Genomic DNA, 24122 nt, shown 5'->3' with positions numbered 1-24122 from the left:
ACTTCTATACAGGATGCGCAAATTGGTCTAGCGTTTTTTGATACGAAACGTCTCAATAATTGATCTTAGGGAGGAGAATTATGGGGCTGACTAACAAACTGGGCCGTATTACGCGGCGGGATCTGTTCCGGGTGGCAGGGACTTACGGGATGAGCTCGACCCTTCTGGCGGCAGGAAGTTTTGGTGGCGCGATGAGTTTGGCGAACCTCGCCTCCGCTGCGGAATCAACCTATGAAAAACGCTACGCAAAGCCCGCCAAGCACACACTGAAGTTCGGCGCCTCGGGCTTCAACGCGCGCAACCTGCTGATCGAGCGGGCAGGGGCACTGGAATTCGCCCGTGACTTGGAAGCACGCACAGACGGCGAGATCCGCATTGAGTTCATCGGCGACAACCAGATCTGCGGCCAGCTGAGCTGCGTTGAGAAAACGCAGCAGGGCATTGTCGATATCTATGCCGCTTCAACCCAGAACTCGGCCGGCGGCGCACCTTACCTGAACGTGCTGGACTATGCCTTTATGTTCCCGGGCCGCGCGTCCCAGTACCATTTCCTTTATCACCCTAAGAGCCAAGAAATCCTGCGCGATCCGTTGGAGAAGCGCCACGGGCTGAAATTCCTGTTCAGCCATTGCGAGCTGCGCGGCATCCAGCTGGGCTTGAAATACAAGGACCAGCCGACCATCACCAAGCTGGAACAGCTGTTTGGCACCAAAAACCGTGTCACCGGCACTCAGTTGGGCCGGATCGCCATGAACGCGCTGAACCTGAACCCGGTGCCAGTGGCCTGGGAAGAAACCCTCGACGGTTTGAAGCAGGGCCTGATCGACGGCGCCGAAACCTGGGCCTCCGCAGTGGCCTATGCCAACATGGCACCGGTGGTTTCGCAGTCCGTTGACCTCAAGTTCTTCTGCGGCACCGAGCACACCTCGATGTCCGCCAAGGTTTTTGACGGCCTCGAAGGCTACCTGCAGGACGCGGTGATGGAGAGCGCCTATTGGGCACAGGCCCATGTGCAGGCTGCAAACGAGGCGGCGCTGGTGAAGACCGTCGGCTTCTCCGACCCGCAGCTGCCGGGCACGGTGTTTGCGGAACACGGCGTGCGACCGGCATTCCTGCCGGACAGCGAAATCCGCATGGCCGAGGAAATGTGCTCACCCGAGTTCCAGCCGCAACTATGGGAGCAGTGGCGCGACCGCCTGAACAAATGGGCTGGCGGCATCGACACTTACCAGGAAATCTACAACATCGCGCGCGAAGTCGACAAAGACATGAAGCCCGAAAACGTGGAGCCGCGCCGCTGGTGGAAGGGCTGACAAAGGCCTGATCAATGAGCATAGGGCCGGCGCCAGACTGCGTCGGCCTTGTTTGCCTGACAGGATCCGTCAGGATCACAGGGGCAATGAGGGGAGGAACACATGCAGCTTTGGTCGGATATCGCCGCTATTTTCAGCGCCTTCGCGTCCCAGGACAGCTGGGAAATCCGTAACGCTTTGGAAAGCAATGCCGCCTGGGTGCTGGGCACCGCCGCTGCCGCAATCGGCGGTCTTCTGGTGATGATAGTCTACCGGCTGGTGCCGCTGTTGGACCGTCATCTGGAGCGCACCATCATGGTGTGGAGCTACCTGGCGATTGCCTTCATCATTTTCTGGGGGGTGATTGACCGCTTCGTGTTCAAGAACCAGCAGCCCTGGTCCACCACCATTCCGCCGCTGCTGTTCATGATCATGGCCTGGTTCGGCGCGGCCTTTAATGTGCGGCTGCGGACCCATCTCAGCTTCTCGGAATTCCGCACCGTCATGCCGCGCTGGGCGCAGATGGGCTGCCTCGCCCTGGATGCGGTGCTGTGGTTCGGCTTTGCGGTGATCGTCTTTGTCACCACCACCCGGCTGACGGCGCTGTCGGCCTCCAACTTCCAGATTGTTCTAGGCACCGACAGCGTGCTGCAGTGGTGGTTCCTGATCACCGCACCCCTGTCCTTTGTTCTGATGATCGCCCGGGTGTTTGAAAATCTGGCAGACGACATCGGAAACTTCCGCAGCGGCGCGCCGCTGATCAAACAGGCCGTGATCGGAGGAGACGTGTAATGGATACGGGAACCTGGGTCACGCTGATCTCGATTGGGGTCACCTTCCTGTTCATGCTTGGCGTGCCGGTGCTGCTGGTGATCGGCTATTGGGTGATCGGCTGCTCCTTCGTGCTGGGGCTGACGCTCGACAACATGGGTGCGGAGCTCCTGAATGTGTTCAACAAGGGCTTTGCGCTCCTGGCGATGCCGCTGTTCATCCTGACTGGCGACCTGATCAACCAGTCCGGAATCGCCCGGCGCCTTTCTGACTTTGCCTACGCCTGTCTCGGCTGGATGCGCGGCGGGCTGGCAATGGCTTCGCTTGGCGCCTGCGGGTTGTTTGCCGCCATTTCAGGCTCTAACTCAGCAACCACCGCCACAATCGGCTCGATGCTGCACCCGGAAATGGTTAAGGGCGGCTATGACGAGCGCTTCTCTGCCGCCACCGCCGCCGCAGGCGGCACCGTGGGCATCATCATCCCGCCGTCGATCATCTTCATCGTCTACGGTTTCCTGATGAACCTGCCGATTTCCGACCTGTTCGTCGCGGGCATCCTGCCTGGCGCGATGATGGTCATCGGCATGCAGCTCGCCTGCTGGATCATCTGCCGCAAGAACGGCTGGGGCTTCCTAATTCCCTTGCAACTGAACCGGGTCCTGAAAACCGCCTTTGGAGCCTGGCTCGGCTTCTTTGCCATAGGGCTGGTTCTGTGGGGCATCTACACCGGCAAGTTCTCCCCCACCGAAGCGGCGGGTGTGACTGTTGGCTTCTGCGTCATCGCGGGTGTGCTGTCCTGGGTCGTGACCAAGATTACCGGCGCCCGCAGCGACAAGACCTGGGAAGAGAAATCCTATGCCGAAATGCTGGTGGTCGAAGGCTTCACCATCCCGCAGATCCCCGGCATCGTGGTGCGCTCGGCCCAGATCACCGGCATCCTGGCACCCCTGATCGCAATTTCGGTGGTGATGCAGCAGATATTGTCGCTCCTCGGAGCGCAGCAGGCGATCGGCGGGTTTGTCACCTCGATGGGCGGCTACCACGCGGTGCTGTTCACCTCGATGGTCATCGTTTTCTTCTCCGGCATGGTGCTGGAAAGCCTGCCAGTGACCATCATCCTGGCGCCGATCCTGGCCCCCATTGCGGCCTCTGTCGGGGTCGATCCGATTCACTTCTCGGTGATCTTCCTGGTCGGTGCCTCCATCGGCTTCATCACCCCGCCCTACGGGCTGAACCTATACGTCGCATCCGGTGTGACCGGTGTTCCGTATTTCCGCCTGCTCCGCTATACGGTTCCTTACCTTGCAGCCCTGATCGGGGTCTGGGTGCTGGTCTCCCTGGTTCCTGACTTCGCGCTGGTGCTGCTGCCCAACAAGTAGCGATGAGGCGGCGATGGCAGCGGATGCGCCGGAAAAGAAAGAGGGGCAGATCCCCACCAACCTGCGCCTGCTGGTGCTGTTGGAGGAGGTTGTCCGCCGCGGCGTTGCGGTGAAGCCGGCCGAGATGATCGAGGCCATGGGATTGCCCAAGCCTACTGTGCACCGGCTGATGCAGACGGCTGAGGCCGAGGGCTTCCTGCAGCGCGACCTTGACGGACGGGCCTACGGGCCAGGCCCGCGGCTGCGAAAGCTGGCATTCAACACCATGTCGTCGGAGCATCTGCGTACGGCCCGCCTCAGCATCCTCAAGAGCGTGGCCGAGGAGCTGGGCGAGACCTGTAACCTCGCCACGCCGGACCGGGAGGGGATGATCTATCTGGACCGGGTGGAAACAAAATGGCCGCTGCGTATTCAGCTGCCAATTGGCACTCAGGTTCCGTTCCACTGCACTGCCAGCGGCAAGATGTACCTATCGACACTGAAGGCAAACACCCTTGACGCAGTGTTGCGGGCTCGGTCTCTGGAGGCGGTAACCCCAAAAACCTGTACCGACCCTGATAAACTCAGTGCGGAATTGGAGGCCATTTCCAGCCTCGGCTACTCCACCGATGATGAGGAATTCATTGCTGGAATGGTCGCCGTTGCGGTCCCTGTACAAGACGCGCGCAACCGGCTCATTGCCACACTCTCAGTGCATGCTCCGGCCCAACGCCGAAGCCTGCAGGAACTGATGGAGTTCCTTCCAGAACTGCAGAAGGCTGCAGTGGAACTGGCTCGTTTGTCCTGACAGGTCAGATCGAAGCACGGTCAGTGCCGGAAATTTTCGCGATTCAACGAGGTTAGCCCATTATGGCGTTCAACCAGGTTTCCGAAACCTGGTTTGACTAGAATAGTTTTTACGACTCTCCATATTCGCACTGTGTTTTTGGCCGCAAGACCACCTGCGACCTGCTTGCCATAGCCGAATGCCGGCCGCCGGGCTAATCGGTTTGCATAAACATCGATGTGGAGGCCAGGCATTCACTGGTTCCCCCCGTACTCCGGGTCAAGGACAACAGAACACGCAACCGACCTGATCAAGGGAGAACCGAAGGCATAGCCGCCTGGGCGCTGTGTTAACCAGGCAGCCGATTGGCCCAAAGCAGTGGCTGATCAAAGTTATACATGACCAGTTGACCTTCCTTATCCACTTCCATGCGGTTAACCAGACTGATCTGCTGCATGAAGTCCCGTTCAATGATCATAGTCTCTTCGTCACATAGCCCGCCACCTGTCTGGACAGGCGAAAACATCAGGTTGTGCAAGTCAGGTCCGAAGGTCGTTGTGAAACTGCGGCAGGGGCTGGAGCCATAGAGCGTGCCAGCGTCAAAATCGAACCGCAGATCATCGAAAGCTTCCAGGTCGACGTCCTTGACCTTCTGAACGATCCAGGCGCCGTCGAGGTCTGCTGCCGTGGTTGAAGCCATGGGAATTCCTCCGCTCTGTCCGGTCCCGCTATCAGAGGCAAAAGAGCACACGGCCAGCCCGCCGCAAACCCCTGCAAAGGCCGCGAATATCGCGGCCTGAGCGGGGCGCAGGCCCATCATTCGGCAGAACCGACTGGCTGGAACATCATCAGCGTCTCACCTCGATGCGCATCGGTTTTGAGTCTGCGCAGCCTGAGGCGATTGACAAGAAAAAAATCTTGCCGGACTCCGGGTTCCATGCGACGCTTAAGGGAGCGCGAAGTTAAGGCGTTAATTTTAAACAGTTTTTTAGTCCAGGGAGCTGCCCCATGCCTCTTGACGGATCCGCCGCAAAAGAAATCAAGCAACAGATGGCAATCGCGCGCAAGCGTGAGTTGGCCTTTGGGTTGTGCTTCGGCAAGAAAATCGAAAACTCGGTTTTCCTGACCCACAAGACCAAGGCCGCCAAGGTTTTGGGCAAGCAGGCCAAATCCGACGGAGAGACGCCGCAGTTCACCTTCGGAATGCTGAAGCTGGACGGCAAGGAACTGTCGATGTCGGTCGAGGGCAAGATCCTGCCCGGCATGGCCCGCAAAGCCAAGAAGATGTTCATGGTGGTCGGGCTCAAATACAAGATCCTCATTCTCGACCCTTCCGGGAATGTCGTCGAATCGGAAGATGATGACGCAGATGAAACGGCGGAGGACACGCCTCAGGCTGCTCCGGCTTCCAGCGGCGACACCGCCACCGAAGCGCCGTCCGATGCGCCGGCCGCCCCCTCCGCGGAACCGGATCCGGCAGAGGCCAAGTGGAAAACCACCGCCGCCAAGGTGGAGGCCAACATGGCCAAGCTCCGGGACATTGCTGGTATCGACCTCTCCAAGGCAGAGGCGCTGTGGAAGGCGATCCAGGCCAAGGCAGATGGAAGCGGTTTTGCCGCCGCTCTGGAGCATGTCGCCAAGCTCTCCGCGGAGATGAAAACCGCCGCCCAGGACGCGGCCGCGCGGGCAAAGCGGCAAAGCTTGCTGGAAGGTAAGTGGCAACAGGCAGCGGCCAAGCTGGAGCCGCTGATCGGCGAGGTGCTGGCACTGAAGACCGCGCAGTCGGAGAAGATCGAAACCGTCTGGACTCAGATTAAAGCCCGCGCAGCTGCCAGCCCGCCGGATTACGAAGGCGCGCTTAAGGCAGTCGGCCCGCTGGCCCAGGCTATTTCCAAGGCCCGCCAGGCCGCCGCGGACACCGGCGGCGAGGAGGCTCCGGCAACCGCCGAGGCGACGGCAGGCGATGGCGGCGCTTCCACAACCACCAAGCCAGAGGCACCGGCCAAGGCGCCGGAGCAGGCTGCTCCGCCCTCCGGCGACACCACCAGCGAGACCGGGGATGCCACTGTCGACGAACAGATCGCCCGGATCGAGGCCGCGCTCAAGGCGCTGGAGGACGGGCCGGTCAAGACATACAACACGATGGTTCCGGAAGCAGCCAGCCAGACACCGGACAAATGGAAAGCCGCGCTCGACAAGGTCGCAGCACTGGCCGCACAGGCCAAAGCCAAGCCAGAGGACGCCAGCGGCGCCAAGCTGGATGCCGGTGAAAAGGCACTGGATGCGCTGGAAAAGGCGGTTGCCGCCGACACCCAGGCCAAGACCGCCTTCCAGAAGGCGCTGGAGATCTTTGACTTGCGGATGGTGCCGCTGACCAGCCACCCCAAGGCCGCAGCACCTGAAATCGCGCCAGAGATCACCCGCATCAAAGATTTGCGCACCGCTGCGGTGGACAAGGCCAAGGCGCACGACCTGAAAACCGCCGCCGCCGACCTAGCCTCGGCCGAGATGGCGATTGCCAAGGCCGAAATCCTGGCAGATGAGTTCGCCCATTTCATGGCGCTCGACCCTGACCGCAAGGCGCTGGCCGATGCCGCCCGCGGAGTAACCGTCGGCGACCCGGCGGTGGACGACGCCGCGCGGGCGATGGAGCGGCTCTACGACGCAGCCCAGCAGGACAAGGCAGCCAAGAAATTCAAGGACGGCATCCAGAAGCTGGACGAGATCGCGAAGGTTCATGAAACAACCGCCAAGGTGCGCAAGCAGCGCAAGCTTTATGAAGACTGGCGGCCCAAGGCCAAGACCTGGGTCGACAGCTGGGCAGGCCTTGCTGCGCCGGTCAAGGCACTGCTGCAAGACAAGCTGGATGAGGCCAATGGCTTTTACACCAGTTCAGACGTGGCCACGAGCAAGGATTACACCGAGTCTATCAAGCTATTGGGTAAGTTCTGGGATATCCGCCCCTTCATCGAAAAGGAAATCCCGGTTGTTCAGCAGTACGGCCCCAAGCTCACCGCTTTCGAGGCGAAGCTGAAAGAGTTCAAGGACCACGACGGTGCCTCGGGCATTCAGGTGATCATCCTCAAAATGGAGGCTGACCTTGCCTCTGCCAAGGCCGAAGCGGTGCTGCACAAATACTCGACCGCCTTGACCCTGCTGGACGCCTCCCAGGGCGAATGGCCCGCTGCGACCGCCCAAGCGGATGCCTGCAAGTCCTACAAGGAAAAACGTGTGGCCGTTCAGGGTAAAATCGATCCCCTGAAAAACGTACCGCAGGCTGCAGCGATGGTGGAAGACGCCAAGGCACTGATGACGGAGGCAGCGGCAGCTGCGCTGAAACAAGATTTCACCACTGCCAATGCTTGCGTCGCGGACGCCGAAAAACGCGCTGACAGCGCCAAGGCAGCGGCAGAGTCCGCGGTGGAGCTGGACGGGATGACCGATACCGCCGCGCTCGACGATCTAAAAAAGAACTGGGATCCGGCCTTCAAGGTCTTCACCGCTATCCGCGACAAGGTGGTCGCGGCGGACACCGGAAATGACTTCACCGCGCTGATCGCCAAGGCGCAATTGCCTGCGGCAGAAGCCGAAAAAGCCAAGACGGCCAAGAAATATGATGATGCCAGGGCGCACCTGGACAGTGCCATCTCCAACCTGAAGATGGCCATGGTGCTGATCCACCAGCACCGTGCGTATGGCGAGCTGAAGGGCTCGCTGGCTGCGCAGGCGGCAACGCTGGCGCCGCTGAACGATGCCAATTGTCTGCAGCCGCATTTGGATGACATCACCCGGCTGACCGGCGAAGCTGACGACCTGATCAAGCCGGATGCCTATGACTACAAGGGCGCCGAGGCCAAACTTGGTGCCGCCCGCAAGATCGCCGAACAAGCCCGCGCGGATGGAGATCTTTACAAGACCATCAAGGCGGACCGCACCAAGGCCACCGCGATAATCACCAAGATCACCACGGAGGGCGGCGATGTCGAAACCCAGCTGACCCACCGCAAGACCGAGATCCAGGACCTGCTCGACGAAAGCACCGCCAAGCAGACGGCCCGCGATTTCAAGGCCGCCGCTGATAAGGCCAAGGCCGCCGCAGGCTGGGAGAAGGCAACGGACGAGGATCTGAAGAACCTGAAAACCGTGCTGGGCTGGGAAACCCCCTTCTTTAAAACACCACGCGCCACGCTGATTGGCCCGGGCAAGGAGGCCGGGGTGCATCAGATTGCCCGCGCCGATGCTGATTTTGCCAAATACGAGGCTATGAAGGCCGCGCATACTTATTCCGCTGCGCTACGGATGTTCGAAAAGGCGTATCAAAAGATTGAGGCCTGCAAACTGCTTCTGGCCGCAGCAGCGCCCTATGATCAGACCGTCACTGACACCCAGGCAGCAGTGGATGCGCTGGCGCCGGAAAACAATGCTGCTACCAAGGATAGGATCAAGGCGCTGACCGACAGGCTGGCGGCCGCCAAGCTCGATTCCGCGCGGACCGATCTGACCGACAACGACTACACTCAGGCGATCAAGCTGCTGAAGCAAATTGCCGAGGACGCCAAGGCGCTGCTGAAGTCGGTTAAGGGTTCGTCCGATTTTGAACCCGCCCGTGCCGCCGCTGAGACCAAACTGGCCGAGGCCAAGGGCCACAAGCACGCCGACGCGATTCAGGCTCAGCTAACCCGGTTGACCACCAAGTATGATAATTTGGTCAAACTGGCTTCCAGCGATTATGCCACTGCCAAGACCATGGCCGAGGAAGTGGCCAGCTCTGCCGAGGAGGCGATCAGTTCCGCCAATACCCATGGCATCCTTGAAGCGGTGAACTCTGCAATCGGCGGCGATGAGGATAGCGCGCCCTGGTGGCCACAGGTTCAGGCCGCGAAACTGTCGATCAAGGTGGTCGGCAGCCGTGAAAACGCTGCCGTGGCCAAGACCCACTTGGACACTGCAAATACCGAAATCGAAAACTGCCAGAAAGACGGCTTGGACGCAAAGACTGCCAAGGGGCATCTCAAAGCAGCGCTGGAAGCTTGCAACACTGCTGATGAGGTGATTTCACAATATGCCTTCATCGAGCAGGAAATCAGCCGCGCCCGAGCCGCCCTGCCGCCCGTCACAAGCCACGCCGAGGCCGCCTATGTGAAGGATGAGACGGACGCGGTTTCAAAGCTGCTGGACGGTGCCGAAACAGCCGCCAAGGGCGGCCAGAACTACGCCAAGGTCAGCGCCGATATCGAAGCTGCTATCACCCAAACCAAAACCGCGATGGAGATGGCGGAGCAGCACAAAAAATATAAGGAACTTCGCGCCAAACCGGAGGTGGAGCCGCGCCTGGAAGTGCTGGAAAAGCACGAGCACCGTTACGCGATAAAACCCAGCATCGACACTATGCGCAAGAAGCTGGGTGATGCCGCGGCGGCGGTCGCCGTCAAGAAGCCTGGCGATGGTGTCAAGCTGCTGGAAGAGGCCCGCGCAATTGGCACCAGCGCCTTTGTGATGGCAGAAATGCGTGCCAATACCCCGCCCAAGGAAGACGATATCAAAGAAATTCTGTCGCGCCCCAATGGCACGGCAGAACTTGATGCGATGATCGACAATCTGGAGCCGGAAGCGCAGCGCGCCGTGGTCAAGGTTGCGTTCAAAGCGCGTTTCGGTTGCGATATTAAGAACTTCAGCAACGAAAACCTGGCTCCGGCCTCAGAGATTGCCGACAACAATCTGAAGGGGCCGAATATCGTAGCCTTTTACAAGGCAATGCAGGACCTGCCGCTGGATCACACGCTGAACAATGACTCGCTGCAAAACTTCGCAGTGAACGAGGCCGCCAAAGGCGGTTCAATGTATCAAGGGGACAAGAAGCGGATCGTTATGCATGAAGGCGATGCTGGGGCTTCGCCCAATTATGCTTTTGGCAGTGACGATGCCGTCGGCAGCCTGGATGACGCCGCGACCCCGGAAGAGCGGGCCGAACTGGAGAAATGCAAGCCCGCCAATGACGAACCGGTCACCTTCTTCAACTGGAACACCCTGCATGAGGTTGGCCATGCGGTCGACGACAAGCATGGTTTTATGAACAGCAACGGCAAGAAGAAGGAATACGGCGGCTGGACCGAGCATGGTATGGATATCTCCGGCATCGCCGACAAGATTGCCAAGAAATTCAGCTATGACACCGCCTATGTCACCGAATACATGGCGCATAACAAAAGTGCCCATGTGCCGCCCAGGCCGGAAGACGAAGCATGCACCGACGAGGAGTGGGAAAGCCGCCGCGTCCAGATGGAGGCGTTTGTCGATATGGCGTCTGAACCAGCCCAGCCCTGGTCCAGCATGGCCACCGCCAAGAAGCTGGCGATCGGCGGGGTAGTCTACCAGGAAAGCTACCCCAACGCCTGGAACTCCTACCTGCTGAGCGAGCGGGCCAAGGGGATCACAGGCTACCAGTTCCGGGCGCCGGGGGAATGGTTCTCGGAGCTTTATGCCGCCTACCACTCCGGCAAGCTGAAGCCGAACCATCCCGCCGTTGGCTGGCTGTCGAAACTCTGACCCGTTGAAAGGCTGACCAATGTCCCTATTTCACCCCGTCAACCTGGTCTGCCCGCACTGCGAAGCGCCGGTGACCATGATGGCCGTGGGCAGCGTGAACGCTGATCGCCGCCCAGATCTGCGCGAAGACATCCTGGAGGACCGGTTCCAGGACACCGGATGCGGCGCCTGCGGCGAAGGCTTCCGGCTGCAGCCGCAGTTCAACTACCTGGATGCGGGCCGCGGCCAATGGATCGCGGCAATGCCGGCCAGCCGCCTGCGCGACCACCTGGAACTGGAGGACGAAGCCAAGGCGCTGTTTGACACCAGCTATGGGGCGCAGGCTCCAGCGGCAGCGCGCGACGTCGGCAACGGACTGGCGGTGCGTCTGACCTTCGGCTGGCCTGCGGTGCGGGAGAAACTCCTGGTCAAGCAATTGGGTCTTGATGACACGATTGTTGAGATGATGAAGCTGCATATCCTGCGCAGCGTGGAGTCGGTTCCAATGGCCGAAGGCATCGAACTGCGCCTGGTCGAGGCGGATGAAGAGGCTGATGGCTATGTCTTCGCCTGGCTGGAAACCGGGTCAGAACAATTTCTCGAATACATGACAATCCCGGCGGAACTTTACAGGGCCATCCAGGGCAACCCTGAAGGCTGGGCAGTGATCCGGCAGCGGCTGGAAAACGGCTGCTTCGTGGATATGCAAAAGCTGTACATGGGCGAAGGGCGGCAACCTGGCTGAATGTTTGCCCGCCGTTGGCTGAAAGAACGGGAACAAGGCCGCTGGCGGGCCTGATTTTGCAGGTAGACCTCGTTTGTCTGGAGAGTGGAACAGCCTAGGTTGTTTAACCTTTTCGATGGCTTGCGTATTGGGCAAGGCTACCGGGTATGGCGTGACCCAACCCGGTTTGCCATAATGTACAGCGGATGCCGTGGCACCCGCGAAAACAGCACCATCGCGCCGGGCTTCAACCTTGGCAGCTCAGACAGATCCAGGAGCAGACTGATGACCCAGCAAACCGTTCTTGTCACCGGGTCATCCGGATTTATTGGCTACCACCTGTGCCAGTTGCTGCTGGAAGCCGGCTTTCGCGTTGTGGGTATCGATAACCTCTCTGACTACTATAGTGTCCAGCTCAAAAAAGACCGTCAGGCGATGCTGGAACAGCACCCGGATTTCACAGTGGTCAACCGCAGCATTGAAGAGCCGGGTATCATGCTGGATCTGTTTGCAGCGCACAGGCCGGAATACGTTGTGCATCTCGCAGCCCAAGCCGGGGTACGTTATTCCATCGAAAATCCGCGGTCTTATCTGGAAAGCAATATAACCGGCACATTTGAAATCCTGGAGGCTGCCCGCGCTTATCCGCCGCGCCACATGCTGCTGGCCTCCACGTCGTCGGCCTTTGGCGCCAATACCGGAATGCCCTACAAGGAAACCCAGAAGGCCGATCACCAGATGTCCTTCTATGCAGCCACCAAGAAGGCGACTGAAAACATGGCGCATTCCTATGCGCATCTTTTTGATCTGCCGGTTACCATGTTCCGCTTCTTCACCGTCTACGGCCCCTGGGGGCGGCCCGACATGGCGCTGTTCAAATTCACCAAGGCGATCCTCGAAGGTACGCCGATAGACGTTTACAATTTCGGCGATATGAAACGTGACTTTACCTATGTCACTGATTTGGTTGAGGCAATCCGCCTGTTGTTGGATGCAGTGCCGGTCCGCCCGGCAGACGGTGTTGTGCCGGAGGGGGACAGTCTTTCGCCGGTCGCGCCGCACAGGGTCGTCAATATCGGCAATTCCGAGTCCGTCCGGCTGACCACATTTATAGAAGCTATTGAAGCGGCGACTGGCTGCAAGGCTCAGCAGAACCTGATGCCTATCCAGGCCGGCGACGTGCCAGCGACTTGGGCTGATGCGTCGCTGCTGCAAAGTCTCACGGGCTACAAGCCGCAGACCGACGTGCATGAGGGCATTTCACGCTTCGTGGATTGGTATCAGGATTACTACCGCGAAGCAGTCTTGCCGCACGCCGCTGGATGAGCAACTTGCCGGTATGCAGCGAGTGTTGTTGCGGCCGCGGCCCTTGCTGCCGGGGATTTCGGGCTGATCTGAGCGGGCTTGCCCGGTCTGCGCCTGCGGCGGCGGGCTGCGTTAAGACCCCTTAAAATTTTCCTAACATGCGGGCTAAAATGTTGATAATGTACTAACTTTTGCCACATCCGCACCCCGGCGCGCACGCAGGGGGTGTCTATCCAGTCTCCAACGCCCGTCTTTGCATTGGAGATCTAACCATGCCGGCCTTTGCACCCCTGACCCGCGCCCGTTCCGCCTTTCGCCTGGCCGCCCGGGCGGCCGCAGCCTGCGGCCTGGCGCTGCTGCTGCTGCAGCCCTCTGCGGCGGCGGCCCAGCAGACCTATGTGGTGGGCAGCGACCGCGGCGGCTATCTGCATGACCGGCTGATCGAGCTCCACAACCTGCAGAAGCACGGGGTGCGGGTCGAGATCCGCGGCAGGGTCTGCTATTCCACCTGCACCATGTTCCTGGGCCTGCCGGGCGCCTGTGTCGACCCGGCCACCACCTTCGGCTTCCACGGCCCCTCGCGCGGGGGGCGCCGCCTGACGCAGGAGAAGTTCGACTATTTCAGCCGGGTGATGGCGCAATACTACCCGGCGCCGCTGCAGTCCTGGTTCATGGCGGAGGGGCGCAACCGGATTTCCGGGGTGCACAAGATCAAGGGCAGCGAAATCATCCGCATGGGGGTGCCCGCCTGCAGCACCGCCTGAGCGCGCCGCCTTGCCCCGCGGAGGGGCTTTCACACTCAGACAATTTCTACCCCGGTGTGCTGCCTCCGCCGGGGTTTTTGATGCATCCGGGTCTGTAAGGGCACAGTTGCTGGCCATTTCCGGCGGCGCCTTGCGCCGGAATTGCGCAGTTTTCAGGAAAATGTTAACGATCTTGAAAAGGGAGCAAATCCTGATCTGGTGAGGCCGGAGCAATGAAATCCTTTACGACTGCTGCAGCTGCCGCATGCGCGGCGCACTGCTTTACCCGGCTTGCCGCATTTGTCACGGGCAATGGGCACGGAACCTGCACGGGCAAAGGCAGCAGCAATGTGAAGGCCGGCGGCAATGCTGCCGGAAACCCGCACACCAGGGTGAAAACTGATGCCAGCTTGGGCTTGCTGGCGCCGGCATTGGCGGGCCCGGCACTAGTACCGGTTCGGACCTTGAAGCGCTGGAGCGAGGTTTGAACTCCGCCGTGATCAGGCCGGGGCGGCAAGCTGCAGCCAAATTACAAAAGTATAGAAATTATTACTTAAACTTGTTGCAAACTGGGTGTATTGAACCCCTGCCCATCCCGTTTGGCGTGTGGGTTTTGGTTGAATTATTTTACATTCCGGGTGTTTGACGATGCAGGATTTTGCACTGACTGCGTATTCCGTAGAGGGCTCTGCTGATCACCGCCTGCCTGCTCAGGCACCGGCCAGTTTTTACGCCAGGGCCGGCAAGCGGGTCTTCGATACCGGTTTTGCGCTCTTGCTGCTGCCCGTGCTTGCCCCTGTCATCCTGTTCTTGTGGATCCTTGCACGCCGCGATGGCGGCCCCGGCTTTTTCGGCCACACCCGGGTCGGCCGGGACGGTAAGCCGTTCAAATGCTGGAAGGTGCGCAGCATGGTGGCGGATGCCGAAGCCCGGCTGCAAGCGCATCTGGATGCCGATCCCGCAGCCGCTGCCGAATGGGAGCGCGATCACAAGCTGGCCAATGATCCGCGTATCAGCCGCTTGGGTCATGTCCTGCGCAAGACCAGCCTGGATGAGCTGCCTCAGATCTGGAATGTGCTGAAGGGTGAGATGAGTTTTGTCGGCCCGCGCCCCATCGTCACCAGAGAACTGGCCAAATACGGCAGCAGCGCCCCGGCCTATCTGGCCCAGACGCCCGGCATCACCGGATTGTGGCAGGTCTCGGGGCGCAATGATATCAGCTATAGGGAACGGGTGGCGCTGGACGTGGACTACCTTAGCCGCCGCAGCTTCGCGGCCGATCTCAAGATCATCGCCAGAACCGGCCTCGCAGTACTGGGTGCCACAGGCCGCTGAGCGGCGGTGTTCTATCGATTGCTTCCAAAGGTCAGCGAGCAAGGAAAACCTTCCGGCAGTTTCATTTCCGGGCCGGTGCATGCTGCCACCGTCAACAGGGGTTTACAGCTACGGCACTTATGGGTCTGACTTGGGATGAAACCTGAAGGCAGGAACACATAAGGAAAACACCGATGAGCAAGCTTCTGTTCGGGCTTCCGGAGACGCCGGTTGTTCCGGTGAGGGGGAAAGATACTGGCTATCCTGTAGGGCGGATATTCTGTGTCGGGCGCAACTATGCCGCCCATGCCGCCGAGATGGGAAACGAGGTGGACCGCGAAGCGCCGTTCTATTTTACCAAGGCGGCCGCAAATGCGGTTCTGACGGATGCGGTTGTGCCTTATCCCCCAGGCACTGAAAACTTTCACTATGAGATGGAACTGGCTGTGGCGCTGGGCGCGCATGTGTTCCGGGCTTCACCGGATGCCGCGCGTGCCTCTGTATATGGTTATTGTTGTGCGTTGGATATGACCCGGCGCGACCTGCAGATTCTTGAGCGGCAGAAGCAGCGGCCCTGGGATCTGGGCAAGGACCTGGAAAACGGAACCGTGCTGGCGCCGCTGATGCCGGCGCAAGAATGGGGAGGCCCCTCAGATCAGCGCATCTGGCTGGAAGTGAACGGAGAGATCCGGCAGCAAGCAACGCTTTCAGAAATGATCTGGTCCGTCACTGACATAATCTGCCACCTGTCCGGATTCTATCACCTGCGGCCAGGCGACCTGATTTTAACCGGTACACCTGCCGGAGTTGGGGCCGTGCAAAGTGGCGACAGAATACGCGGCGGGATCGACGGGCTGCCCGCTGTTGGTCTGGAGTTGGCTGCTGCGGAATGACGCACGGCGGTCCCTGGCTCGATAGTTGTTGCCAGGCGGCTGATTCAATATGTATCAATTTGGATGGGGTGTCTGTATATTTCGTAACATTATGGCGGCCTTTCGCCGTAGGGAACGAAATCTGACAGATTTCATGAGTAGGAAATGCATAATCTGCTGTTGATGGTTACAAACGCACCTAATAGCAGGGAAGCAACTGGTTCGTTAAACGAACCCATTTGGGGGGATTTGGCGGCAGAAATGGAAAGAAGTTTGCCAAGCGGCGCAGCAAAATTGCGGAAGCGTCCACTCCGGCAAGTGACTTGGTCAAAGGGAGGACACAAATGACCACTCGCAGAAAGCTTATGGGGGCAGCGGGCGCAGCGGCCCTGGCAATGTTCGGTGCGATGCCGGCTTTTGCCCAAGAGGTTACCTTGAAACTGCACCAGTTCCTGCCTGCACAGGCAAACGTGCCGAAGCTGATCCTGGATGTCTGGGCGGACAACGTTGAGGAATCGTCCGGGGGCCGGATCAAGATCGACCGCTTCCCTTCAATGCAGCTGGGCGGCAAGCCGCCGGAGCTGATGGACCAGGCCATTGACGGCGTGGCTGACATCGTCTGGACCGTGGTGGGCTACACCCCGGGCCGCTATCCCTCGACAGAGGTGTTCGAACTTCCGTTCATGATGACCAATGCGCGCGCCGTGTCGCACGCCTATTGGGAAATGTTCGACAAGCACATGAAAGACACCGAGTTTAAGGACGTGCATATCCTGGGCACTTGGGTGCATGGCCCCGGCATGATCCACAGCAAGGATCCGGTGGAAACGCCTGAGGATCTCGAGGGCATGAAGATCCGCGGCGGCGGCCGCTCGGTCAATGCGCTGCTGACAGAGCTGGGCGCAACCCCGGTCGGGATGCCGGTGCCTGCGGTGCCGGAAGGGTTGTCCAAAGGCGTGATCGACGGAACCACCATCCCGTGGGAAGTGACCCCGGCACTGAAGATTCCGGAACTGGTGGAGAACCACACCGAATTCACCGGCAAGGCGCTGTACTCCCTGACTTTCGTTCTGGCGATGAACAAGGAGAAGTATGAGAGCCTGCCCGATGATCTGAAGAAGGCGATCGACGACAACTCCGGTCTTGAATTCTCCGTATTTGCCGGTGGCACCCAGGCGGATGCAGACGGGCCTGCGCGGGAAATTGCGCTGGACCTGGGCAACAATGTGATCACTCTGGATGAGGAGCAGACAGCTGTTTGGCGCGAACGAGCCCAGCCGATCTATGACCAGTGGATTGCTGATATGAAGGAAAAGGGCATCGATGGTGTTGCGCTGATCGAAGAGGCCAGCGGGCTGATCGAGAAATACACGCCGCAGTACCAGTAAGGCGTTTGGATTGAAAAAGGTAAAGGGCCGCGCGGCATTGGGACTGCGGCCCTTTGCATACCGGAACAAGGCAACAGAACCATGCACAAGCTCATGATGCGGCTGGCCAAATCAATGGCCTACCTGGGCGGTGCGGTCCTCACTCTTCTGATCATCCTGACATGTGTTTCGATCGCTGGGCGTTTGCTCAACGGTTTGTTCCATGGCGATTTGATGGAGCGGATTGCGCCCGGGTTTTCGAAATGGATGACGGGCTGGGTCGGACCAGTTAATGGCGACTTTGAGCTGGTCGAGGCCGGGGTGGCCTTTGCTATCTTTGCCTTTCTGCCGCTGTGCCAGATCACCGCTGGACACGCCTCGGTCGATGTTGTGGCAAATGCGTTTCCGCGCGGTGTGAAACGGTTCCTTCGGATGGTGACCGAAGTGGTTTTTGCTGCGGTTCTGGTGCTGATCGCCTGGCGGCTGGCGGAAGGCCTTGCTGGAAAATACTCCAATGGAGAGACCTCCTTCCTGCTCGAGTTCCCGATCTGGTGGGCCTACGCCATCAGCCTGCTGGCGGCGATCGTTGCCGCAATTGTGGGTATCTACATGGGTGCCGTGCGCACCATCGAATTCTTTACCGGCCGCATCCTGATCTGGGACGGCGTGGAGGGTGAACAGTGACAGCTCTTGAAATTGGCATCGCCTCCTTCCCGGTTCTGATGCTCTTGATCTTTTTGCGGGTTCCTATCGGGCTTTCAATGTTTCTGGTCGGTCTTGGCGGGCTGATCTGGGTGACTGATGGAACACAAGTTGCGTTTGGCCGCTTGAAAAGCGAGACCTATACGACCTTTTCTTCCTATTCGCTGACCATCGTTCCGATGTTTCTGCTGATGGGGCATTTCGCGACGCTGGGCGGTATGTCCACTGCGCTGTTCAAGGCGGCCGAAGGGTTCCTTGGCCATCGCAAGGGCGGTATCGCTATGGCGGCCATTGGAGCCTGCGCAGGTTTCGGCGCAATTTGCGGCTCATCGCTGGCTACTGCAGCCACAATGGGCCGGGTCGCGTTGCCGGAGCTGAAGCAATACGGGTACGCTGGCGGGTTTTCGACTGCAACACTGGCGGCTGGCGGCACGCTGGGCATCCTGATCCCGCCCTCGGTTGTGCTGGTGATCTACGCAATTCTGACCGAGCAGAACATCGCCAAACTGTTCCTGTCGGCCTTCATTCCGGGCCTGCTGGCGGCGCTTGGTTATGTCATTGCGATTTCCATTTATGTCCGCCTGTACCCGGAAAGCGCAGGGACTCGCCCGCCGGTCCCGTGGGGCGAACGCTTTGCCGCATTGTTCCATGTATGGCCGGTGCTTCTGGTGTTTGGCCTTGTGGTTGGCGGTATCTACCTGGGCTGGTTCACCCCGACGGAAGGCGCGGCTGTGGGGGCGTTCGGCACCGGCTTGATCGCCTGGCTCAATGGTGGTCTGAACCGCGAAACTCTGGCGGATAGTTTCCTGGTGACCGCACGCTCCACTGCGATGATCTTCTTCATCGTTCTGGGCGCAGGTTTCTACAACGGCTTTCTGGCGCTGACCAAGGTGCCGCAGGAACTGGCCGACTTCGTGGTGAGTCAGGGCCTAAGCCCCTGGATGGTGCTGGCGCTGATCCTCGCCTTCTACCTGGTGTTCGGCTGCCTGATGGATTCGCTGTCGATGATCCTGCTGACTATTCCGATCTTCTTCCCGGTGATCTCGGCGATGGATTTTGGTCTTTTGTCGCTGCCTGCAATGCAGGCCGATGCGGCCATGGAAGTCCTGAGGGCGGGAGTGCCTGAAGGGATGGGAGCTGAGATGCTGGCCTCGATACAGGATGCCATCGCAACTGGGGCCGAACTCACCCGCGAGCAGATGAAGGAACTGGGCATCCGTGTAACCGAAGGCCGGGTGAACCGGATCGAGGCAGAATATGTTGCCATCTGGTTCGGTGTGCTGGTGCTGATCGTTGTTGAGGTCGGCCTGATCACCCCGCCGGTTGGCATGAACCTGTTCATCATCAATGCGATGGACCGCAAGACCCGAATGATCGACACCTACAAGGCGGTCATGTTCTTTGTCGCTTCCGACATTGTCCGGGTGATCATTCTTGTGGCTTTCCCGATCATCACTCTGCTGCCGCTGATGCTTATGCAGTAACGCACTGCTCTCTCCCGCTGTGAGCGGGAGAGGGTCTTCCGCCTGCTGGTGCAGGATATGGAAATATTTTGTGACAACGGCCCGGATTGACCTGAATCACCTTTCAGGGTTCCGCTGGTTCTGTCCGACACCGCGCACAAGGGGAGACCCGCCATGCAAATCAGCCGAAACAAAGCCGCAGCAACCAAGGTCAGGGCGTTGGCCACCGAGGTTTCCGGGCTGCAAGGGCCCTGTGTGGGCTGCAGCAACTGCGTTGGTCTGTGCGAGGCGCTGATTGATGCACTTGTGCTGCCGGATCTTATTCTATCCCGTAAGCGCGGCAGTTCGTGACACAGCGGTTCCGCTTGCCATAGCGGTTTGATACCTCAGACATGCGCCGCTACCATGCGCGGGCAAGCAGAGGCAGGGCGCTGGAAAATGGCAGAGCAGGACACTTTCATCCATGAAATCCGTGTGGGCTGGGGCGATTGCGACCCGGCGCGGATCGCCTATACCGGGCGGTTGCCGGCCTTTGCACTGGAGGCAATCGACGCCTGGTGGGAGCATCACCTGGATGGCGACGGCTGGTACCAGATGGAACTGGATCGGGGCACCGGCACTCCGTTTGTGCACATGAGCATCGACTTCCGGTCTCCGGTCACGCCGCGGCACCGGTTGCTATGCGAAGTTTGGCCCTCGGCGCTGGGCAGCAAGTCGGTCACTTTCAGGGTGAACGCGCGGCAGGACGGCAAGCTGTGTTTCGAGGGGAGGTTCGTCTGCGTTTTCATTGCACCGGAAACCTTCACCGCTAGGCCCGCGCCGGAGGATTACCGTCAGGTTATCGAGGCGCAGTTGAGGCCGGAGTAAAGCGGATCAGCGCAACCAGCCGTCTGAAAAACGCACTTGGCCAACGCCCGCAAAACGGGCAACCCGCTCCAGCTCGGCTTCCAGCCGTCTGGTGCGGGCAGCTGTCCATTTGATATCCTGTTCCGGCCAGACCGCAGTCACGCGCAGGAGATCCGCGTCGCGGTCCGCCTTCATGTCAATGCGGCCCGCCAGGCGCGCGCCTTCCATAAGCGGAAAGACGTAGTATCCGTACTGCCGCTTGGCGGCAGGAGTGAATACCTCGATCCGGTAGTGGAAGCCAAACAGCCTTTCAGCCCGCTTGCGGTCGCGCAGGGCGGGATCGAACGGGCTGAGCACCCGCATCCGCCCGGGAGCAGGGCCAAGTTCCGTGGCGGCCTCTACCGTTCCCGGACGGGCGAATACTTTGCGCAGCTGGCCGTCTGCTTGCGTTACTTCAACTTCTTCCAGCTCGCCCTGGCGCAACTGCCCGGCGCACCAAGATTTGGCTTCCGCTGGCGAAGCCGTGTCCCAGAAGGCGGCGAGTTCACCGGAGGTGGCAAAGCCCAGCCGGTCTAATGCCGCGGAGCAAAGCCAGTTGATTGTTGCGGTCTCGTCGCAGTAAGCGCCGGGGCGCAGGTGTTCCTCGATAACTCTCTCAGTCAGGTCATAGCGCTTCTGAAATCCGTCGCGCCCGACCACGGTCAGCGCGCCGGATCGCCACAGGTACTCCAGCGCTGTCTTGGACGGATGCCAGTCCCACCAGCCGCCTGATCCTTTCTTCTCGTCCTTGCCCACATCAGAGGAGCTGACCGGCCCGTGGTCCCGAACGTGGTTCAGAACGGTTTCGAACCGCGCCTCAAACCCGTCGCGGCGCCAGTTGCGCCAGCGCTTTCGCAGCAGTTCGGTGTCGCGCTGAAACCTCAGGTGCCAATGGTTGTAAAAGGCCATCGGGATCACGGCAGCGTCATGGGTCCAGTGCTCAAACAGCTCCCGGTCGCGCTCGTAAAGCCGCTTGAGGTTCTTTGCCCGGTAGCTTGGCCGGCGCGAAAAGAGAATCATGTCATGGGCGCGTGCCACGGTGTTGATGCTATCAAGCTGCACAAACCCAAGCCGATGGATCAGCGCCAGCAGATCGGCGCCTTTGGCGGCACCTGCGGGCTGTTCCAGCAGCGCATGGCGGTCCAGGAACAGCCGCTGTGCCTCTTGATTGCCAAGCCGTTGAAGCGCCATCAGCGCCGTTTCAGCGTGTCGCCATAAGAAATGGTCGGAGTCAGAGTGACATTTTTCTCAATGTCAGCGTCAGGATCTTCCAGCTGGGCTGCAATGATTTCCGCCGCCTTGCGCCCGATCTCCAGCCTGCATGCATCCATGGTGGCAAGCTGCCTGGGCAGCCCCTGCAAGAGTTCCACGCCGTTGAAACCTGCAAGGCCGATCTGGCCGGGGATGCTGACACCTTGCTCTTGCAGGTACAGCAAGCCGCCGGCGCCTATCATGTCGTTGGAATAATACAGAAAGTCCAGTTCCGGTGAACGTTCCAGCATTGCCTGGGTCATCTCCCACCCCTTGGCAAGCGCAGAGCCGCCGGAATAGAATTCCCGGTCTTCGATCTCCACGCCTTCCTTAGCCAGCACCTCGGTAAACCCTTCGAACCGTTTGCGTGCGCGGTGGTCCAGCGGCATCTTGGTGCCCATGAAGCCGATATGGCGGTAGCCTGCCTTGAGGATCGCTTTGGCCATCTCGCGGCCAGCACGGCGGTGAGAGATACCGACCATTGCGTCCACCGGCTTGCCGTCGGTGTCCATGATTTCCACAACGGGAATGCCTGCGCTGCTCAGCATGGCGCGGGCAGCATCCGTGTGTTCCAGGCCTGCGATAATCACACCTGACGGCCGCCAGGAGAGCATCTCGTACAGAACCTTCTCTTCCTTTTCAGGCTGGTAGTCCGTCACGCCCACAACTGGTTGAAGCTCGGTATTCTCCAGAACTTTGTTGATGCCTGTCAGCACCTCAGGAAAAACCATGTTCGACAGCGACGGGATGATCACCGCCACTAGGTTCACCCGGTTTGACGCCAGCGCACCGGCAATCTTGTTCGGCACGTAGCCCAGTTCCTTGGCAGCACTCAGCACCTTGGAACGGGTTTTTTCCGAGACGTCGCCCCGGTTGCGCAGAACCCGGCTTACGGTCATTTCGGAAACACCGGTTGCTTCGGATACATCGCGAAGGGTAAGCGGGCGCTTGCTGTCCGTGGTCACGTTCCTGAGCCTCTTGTTATGTCTGTCTGCAACGTTAGCGCAGACATCGCGTGCTGCACAATGGAAACTGCGCGCGGCAAAACGGCTTTCGCCGAGGCCCATCCCATTGTGATTGCTGGACGGATTTGGTATCGCGAAAGCCTACGGCCCCGTGGCTCAACTGGATAGAGCAGCCCCCTCCTAAGGGGCAGGTTGCAGGTTCGAATCCTGCCGGGGTCGCCACATGCACGATGCACAGATAAGTATTTGATAATTATATGTTTTTGGGGTGGCCGAATTGCACTCCGCACATCCGAATGATGGCATCCTGCTTCTTGCCCGTTACGTGATGTCCGCTGCCCGGGCAGCCGCGAAAGCCTGCTGGCTTTCGCACATGCCGCAAGCCTCAGGTTCTGGCTGCGACGCAAAATGTGTTCCTGGCTCGGCAAGCCGCCGCAAAGTGGCCGCACTGGCGCTTCGGCAGCAGTCCTGTATCCAACTCAGTGATGCTCTGGTTTCAGAGTTCAGAAAAATTCGGTTCCAGCCGGTGCCGGCCGATTATGCTATGCTGGCTGCACCTGAGCGGCGGCTCATACTGTCAATCCTGTCCGCGGCCAAGCCCAGGTATCCGGAAACCGGATTGGCAATCGTCACCCTATGGAAATGCCAACCCTGTTGAGTCCGGAATCAAATTTCCAGAGAGTGATGAAGAAGAATGGTGCCGGTGATAGGACTCGAACCTACGACCCCATCATTACGAATGACGTGCTCTACCAGCTGAGCTACACCGGCATTCTTCTTTCCGCAGCCTTGCTATGGCCCTGGCAGCTGCTGTGCGCCAAAATTAACCCGTTGGCACCAAACGTCAATTGCGGTTGAATCCGCTGTTTGCGTTAAGGGCGATTCATCAGCCGGGCTTCAGCGTCACCAGTACCGGCCAGAGGCGGCGGTTGGTGCCGACCCTTTAACCATAGAGAAAAACTTGCGCAAGTAGGCATCATGAAGCCAGATCGCGGTTTTTGGATCTGTCGGGCACGGCACAAGCCCATGCGCTCAGGCGTGTGCAGTCTCGACGCTGCAGCTCTAACGTATTTCACAAAGGGGGAATGGTGCCCAGGAGAGGACTCGAACCTCCACGTCCATACGGACACTAGCACCTGAAGCTAGCGCGTCTACCAATTCCGCCACCTGGGCAGGTGTCGTGGAACCGGCGTATAAGCGGAGTCGCAGGCAGCGTCAAACGGAAAACAGGCTGAATGTTGCGGAAGGCAAAAATGCAGCCGACCCGCTCTCAGATCCGCGTCATAAAGTTCATCTTTACGGCCACTTCGGTCAGGAAACCGGCCCATGCCTTATGTGTTTCGCGGTTCCAATCCGGCCCAAGCGTGTCTGACAGCGCACCAGTGAAACTGTTGATGAAGCCATCGAAATGGTCATCTGACACCTCCAGCTTACGATGCTTTTCGCCCTGCAGCTTCAGGATCGCATCCAGCCGTTCGGAATCGTCCAGTGCTTCTGCAATATGGGTCAGTGACGCCAGGAGCTTTTCTTCCTGCTGGGTCAGATCCTCTGGAAACAGACCGCGTATGTCCGGGCAGGCGGCAAAGAATTTGGCGTAGAAAGCCGGAACAAATGCGTCGAGATCCATCTTCTCGTTTTCGATGCTTTTGCGGATCAGGTCCTTGCTGTCTTCGTCCGTCATTGTGATTGGCCTCCTGAACAACTGCCTGCACCAGTAACAACCGCAGAAACATGTGATTTTACTGCAGCATTTTCCTTCTACCTGGCAGGACTGAAGGCCGGGTTAACCAATTCGCTG

General features: G+C 59.5%; 18 protein-coding genes and 3 tRNA genes. 15 read left to right on the top strand and 6 right to left on the bottom strand.

The annotated features are described in order from the left end of the window. The first annotated feature begins 80 nt into the window (after positions 1 to 80). The 4 genes from A9D60_RS13625 (at position 81) to A9D60_RS13610 (ending at position 4229) form a co-directional block, all read left to right on the top strand. Positions 81 to 1313 (top strand): TRAP transporter substrate-binding protein, encoded by a 1233-nt coding sequence (locus tag A9D60_RS13625; RefSeq protein WP_065268098.1) that lies wholly within the window; start codon positions 81 to 83, stop codon positions 1311 to 1313. Between the two features lie 102 nt (positions 1314 to 1415). Continuing rightward, on the top strand, positions 1416 to 2084 hold the full coding sequence (locus A9D60_RS13620; protein WP_065268097.1) for a TRAP transporter small permease: 669 nt from the start codon (positions 1416 to 1418) through the stop codon (positions 2082 to 2084). Continuing rightward, positions 2084 to 3442 carry a TRAP transporter large permease gene (locus tag A9D60_RS13615; protein ID WP_019296368.1) on the top strand — a complete coding sequence of 453 codons (1359 nt, stop codon included), beginning with the start codon at positions 2084 to 2086 and terminating at the stop codon, positions 3440 to 3442. Before A9D60_RS13620 ends, A9D60_RS13615 begins: the two co-directional genes overlap by 1 nt. A gap of 13 nt (positions 3443 to 3455) precedes the next feature. Then, positions 3456 to 4229 (top strand): IclR family transcriptional regulator, encoded by a 774-nt coding sequence (locus A9D60_RS13610; RefSeq protein ID WP_065268096.1) that lies wholly within the window; start codon positions 3456 to 3458, stop codon positions 4227 to 4229. 328 nt (positions 4230 to 4557) lie between these two features. Here the strand turns inward: A9D60_RS13610 and A9D60_RS13605 are convergent, their stop codons facing one another. Beyond that, positions 4558 to 4908 carry an META domain-containing protein gene (locus tag A9D60_RS13605; protein ID WP_065268095.1) on the bottom strand — a complete coding sequence of 117 codons (351 nt, stop codon included), beginning with the start codon at positions 4906 to 4908 and terminating at the stop codon, positions 4558 to 4560. Between the two features lie 350 nt (positions 4909 to 5258). On the opposite strand from A9D60_RS13605, the gene A9D60_RS13600 reads away from it, so the two are divergent. The 10 genes from A9D60_RS13600 to A9D60_RS13550 all read left to right on the top strand — a co-directional run bounded on the left by A9D60_RS13600 (position 5259) and on the right by A9D60_RS13550 (position 20090). After that, complete coding sequence (locus A9D60_RS13600; protein WP_175392962.1) at positions 5259 to 10754, top strand: hypothetical protein; 5496 nt, start codon at positions 5259 to 5261, stop codon at positions 10752 to 10754. Positions 10755 to 10773: 19 nt separating this feature from the next. Then, positions 10774 to 11478, top strand: coding sequence for a CpXC domain-containing protein (locus A9D60_RS13595; RefSeq protein WP_065268093.1), 705 nt, complete (start codon positions 10774 to 10776; stop codon positions 11476 to 11478). Positions 11479 to 11742: 264 nt separating this feature from the next. Further along, entirely contained in the window at positions 11743 to 12783 is a 1041-nt protein-coding gene (locus tag A9D60_RS13590; RefSeq protein WP_065268092.1) for an NAD-dependent epimerase/dehydratase family protein, read from the top strand. A 251-nt stretch (positions 12784 to 13034) separates the two neighbouring features. After that, positions 13035 to 13526, top strand: a complete 492-nt coding sequence (locus tag A9D60_RS13585) for a hypothetical protein (RefSeq protein ID WP_065268091.1) — start codon at positions 13035 to 13037, stop codon at positions 13524 to 13526. Positions 13527 to 14153: 627 nt separating this feature from the next. Further along, positions 14154 to 14840 (top strand): sugar transferase, encoded by a 687-nt coding sequence (locus tag A9D60_RS13575; protein ID WP_065268089.1) that lies wholly within the window; start codon positions 14154 to 14156, stop codon positions 14838 to 14840. Positions 14841 to 15013: 173 nt separating this feature from the next. Continuing rightward, the gene (locus tag A9D60_RS13570) at positions 15014 to 15712 is read left to right on the top strand and encodes a fumarylacetoacetate hydrolase family protein (protein WP_065268088.1); all 699 of its coding nucleotides are present in this window, start codon (positions 15014 to 15016) and stop codon (positions 15710 to 15712) included. Positions 15713 to 16035: 323 nt separating this feature from the next. After that, positions 16036 to 17079, top strand: a complete 1044-nt coding sequence (locus tag A9D60_RS13565; protein WP_065268087.1) for a TRAP transporter substrate-binding protein — start codon at positions 16036 to 16038, stop codon at positions 17077 to 17079. A gap of 81 nt (positions 17080 to 17160) precedes the next feature. After that, positions 17161 to 17742, top strand: a complete 582-nt coding sequence (locus A9D60_RS13560; protein ID WP_065268086.1) for a TRAP transporter small permease — start codon at positions 17161 to 17163, stop codon at positions 17740 to 17742. After that, a complete protein-coding gene (locus A9D60_RS13555; RefSeq protein WP_065268085.1) occupies positions 17739 to 19244 on the top strand; it encodes a TRAP transporter large permease in 1506 nt (501 codons plus the stop codon). The genes A9D60_RS13560 and A9D60_RS13555 overlap by 4 nt, the downstream gene beginning before the upstream one ends. Positions 19245 to 19628: 384 nt before the next feature. Further along, positions 19629 to 20090 carry an acyl-CoA thioesterase gene (locus tag A9D60_RS13550; protein ID WP_254656696.1) on the top strand — a complete coding sequence of 154 codons (462 nt, stop codon included), beginning with the start codon at positions 19629 to 19631 and terminating at the stop codon, positions 20088 to 20090. 6 nt (positions 20091 to 20096) lie between these two features. On the opposite strand, the gene A9D60_RS13545 is transcribed toward A9D60_RS13550, so the two are convergent. Then, the gene (locus A9D60_RS13545; protein WP_065268084.1) at positions 20097 to 21299 is read right to left on the bottom strand and encodes a winged helix-turn-helix domain-containing protein; all 1203 of its coding nucleotides are present in this window, start codon (positions 21297 to 21299) and stop codon (positions 20097 to 20099) included. After that, positions 21299 to 22324: a LacI family DNA-binding transcriptional regulator gene (locus A9D60_RS13540; protein ID WP_065268083.1), complete on the bottom strand. Its 1026-nt coding sequence runs from the start codon at positions 22322 to 22324 to the stop codon at positions 21299 to 21301. The genes A9D60_RS13545 and A9D60_RS13540 overlap by 1 nt, the downstream gene beginning before the upstream one ends. A gap of 145 nt (positions 22325 to 22469) precedes the next feature. Here A9D60_RS13540 and A9D60_RS13535 point away from each other — a divergent pair. Beyond that, positions 22470 to 22546: transfer RNA gene (locus A9D60_RS13535), tRNA-Arg, on the top strand. A 473-nt stretch (positions 22547 to 23019) separates the two neighbouring features. On the opposite strand, the gene A9D60_RS13530 is transcribed toward A9D60_RS13535, so the two are convergent. The 3 genes from A9D60_RS13530 to A9D60_RS13520 form a co-directional block, all read right to left on the bottom strand. Then, a tRNA-Thr gene (locus tag A9D60_RS13530) sits at positions 23020 to 23095 on the bottom strand. Positions 23096 to 23410: 315 nt separating this feature from the next. Then, a tRNA-Leu gene (locus A9D60_RS13525) sits at positions 23411 to 23497 on the bottom strand. A gap of 97 nt (positions 23498 to 23594) precedes the next feature. After that, positions 23595 to 24005, bottom strand: coding sequence for a globin domain-containing protein (locus A9D60_RS13520; protein WP_065268082.1), 411 nt, complete (start codon positions 24003 to 24005; stop codon positions 23595 to 23597). Positions 24006 to 24122: the final 117 nt, after the last annotated feature.

The organism is Leisingera sp. JC1 (assembly GCF_001679925.1).
GTDB lineage: Bacteria > Pseudomonadota > Alphaproteobacteria > Rhodobacterales > Rhodobacteraceae > Leisingera.
The sequence above is the reverse complement of the archived record's forward strand: the minus strand, read 5'-3'. Positions and strand labels throughout refer to the sequence as shown.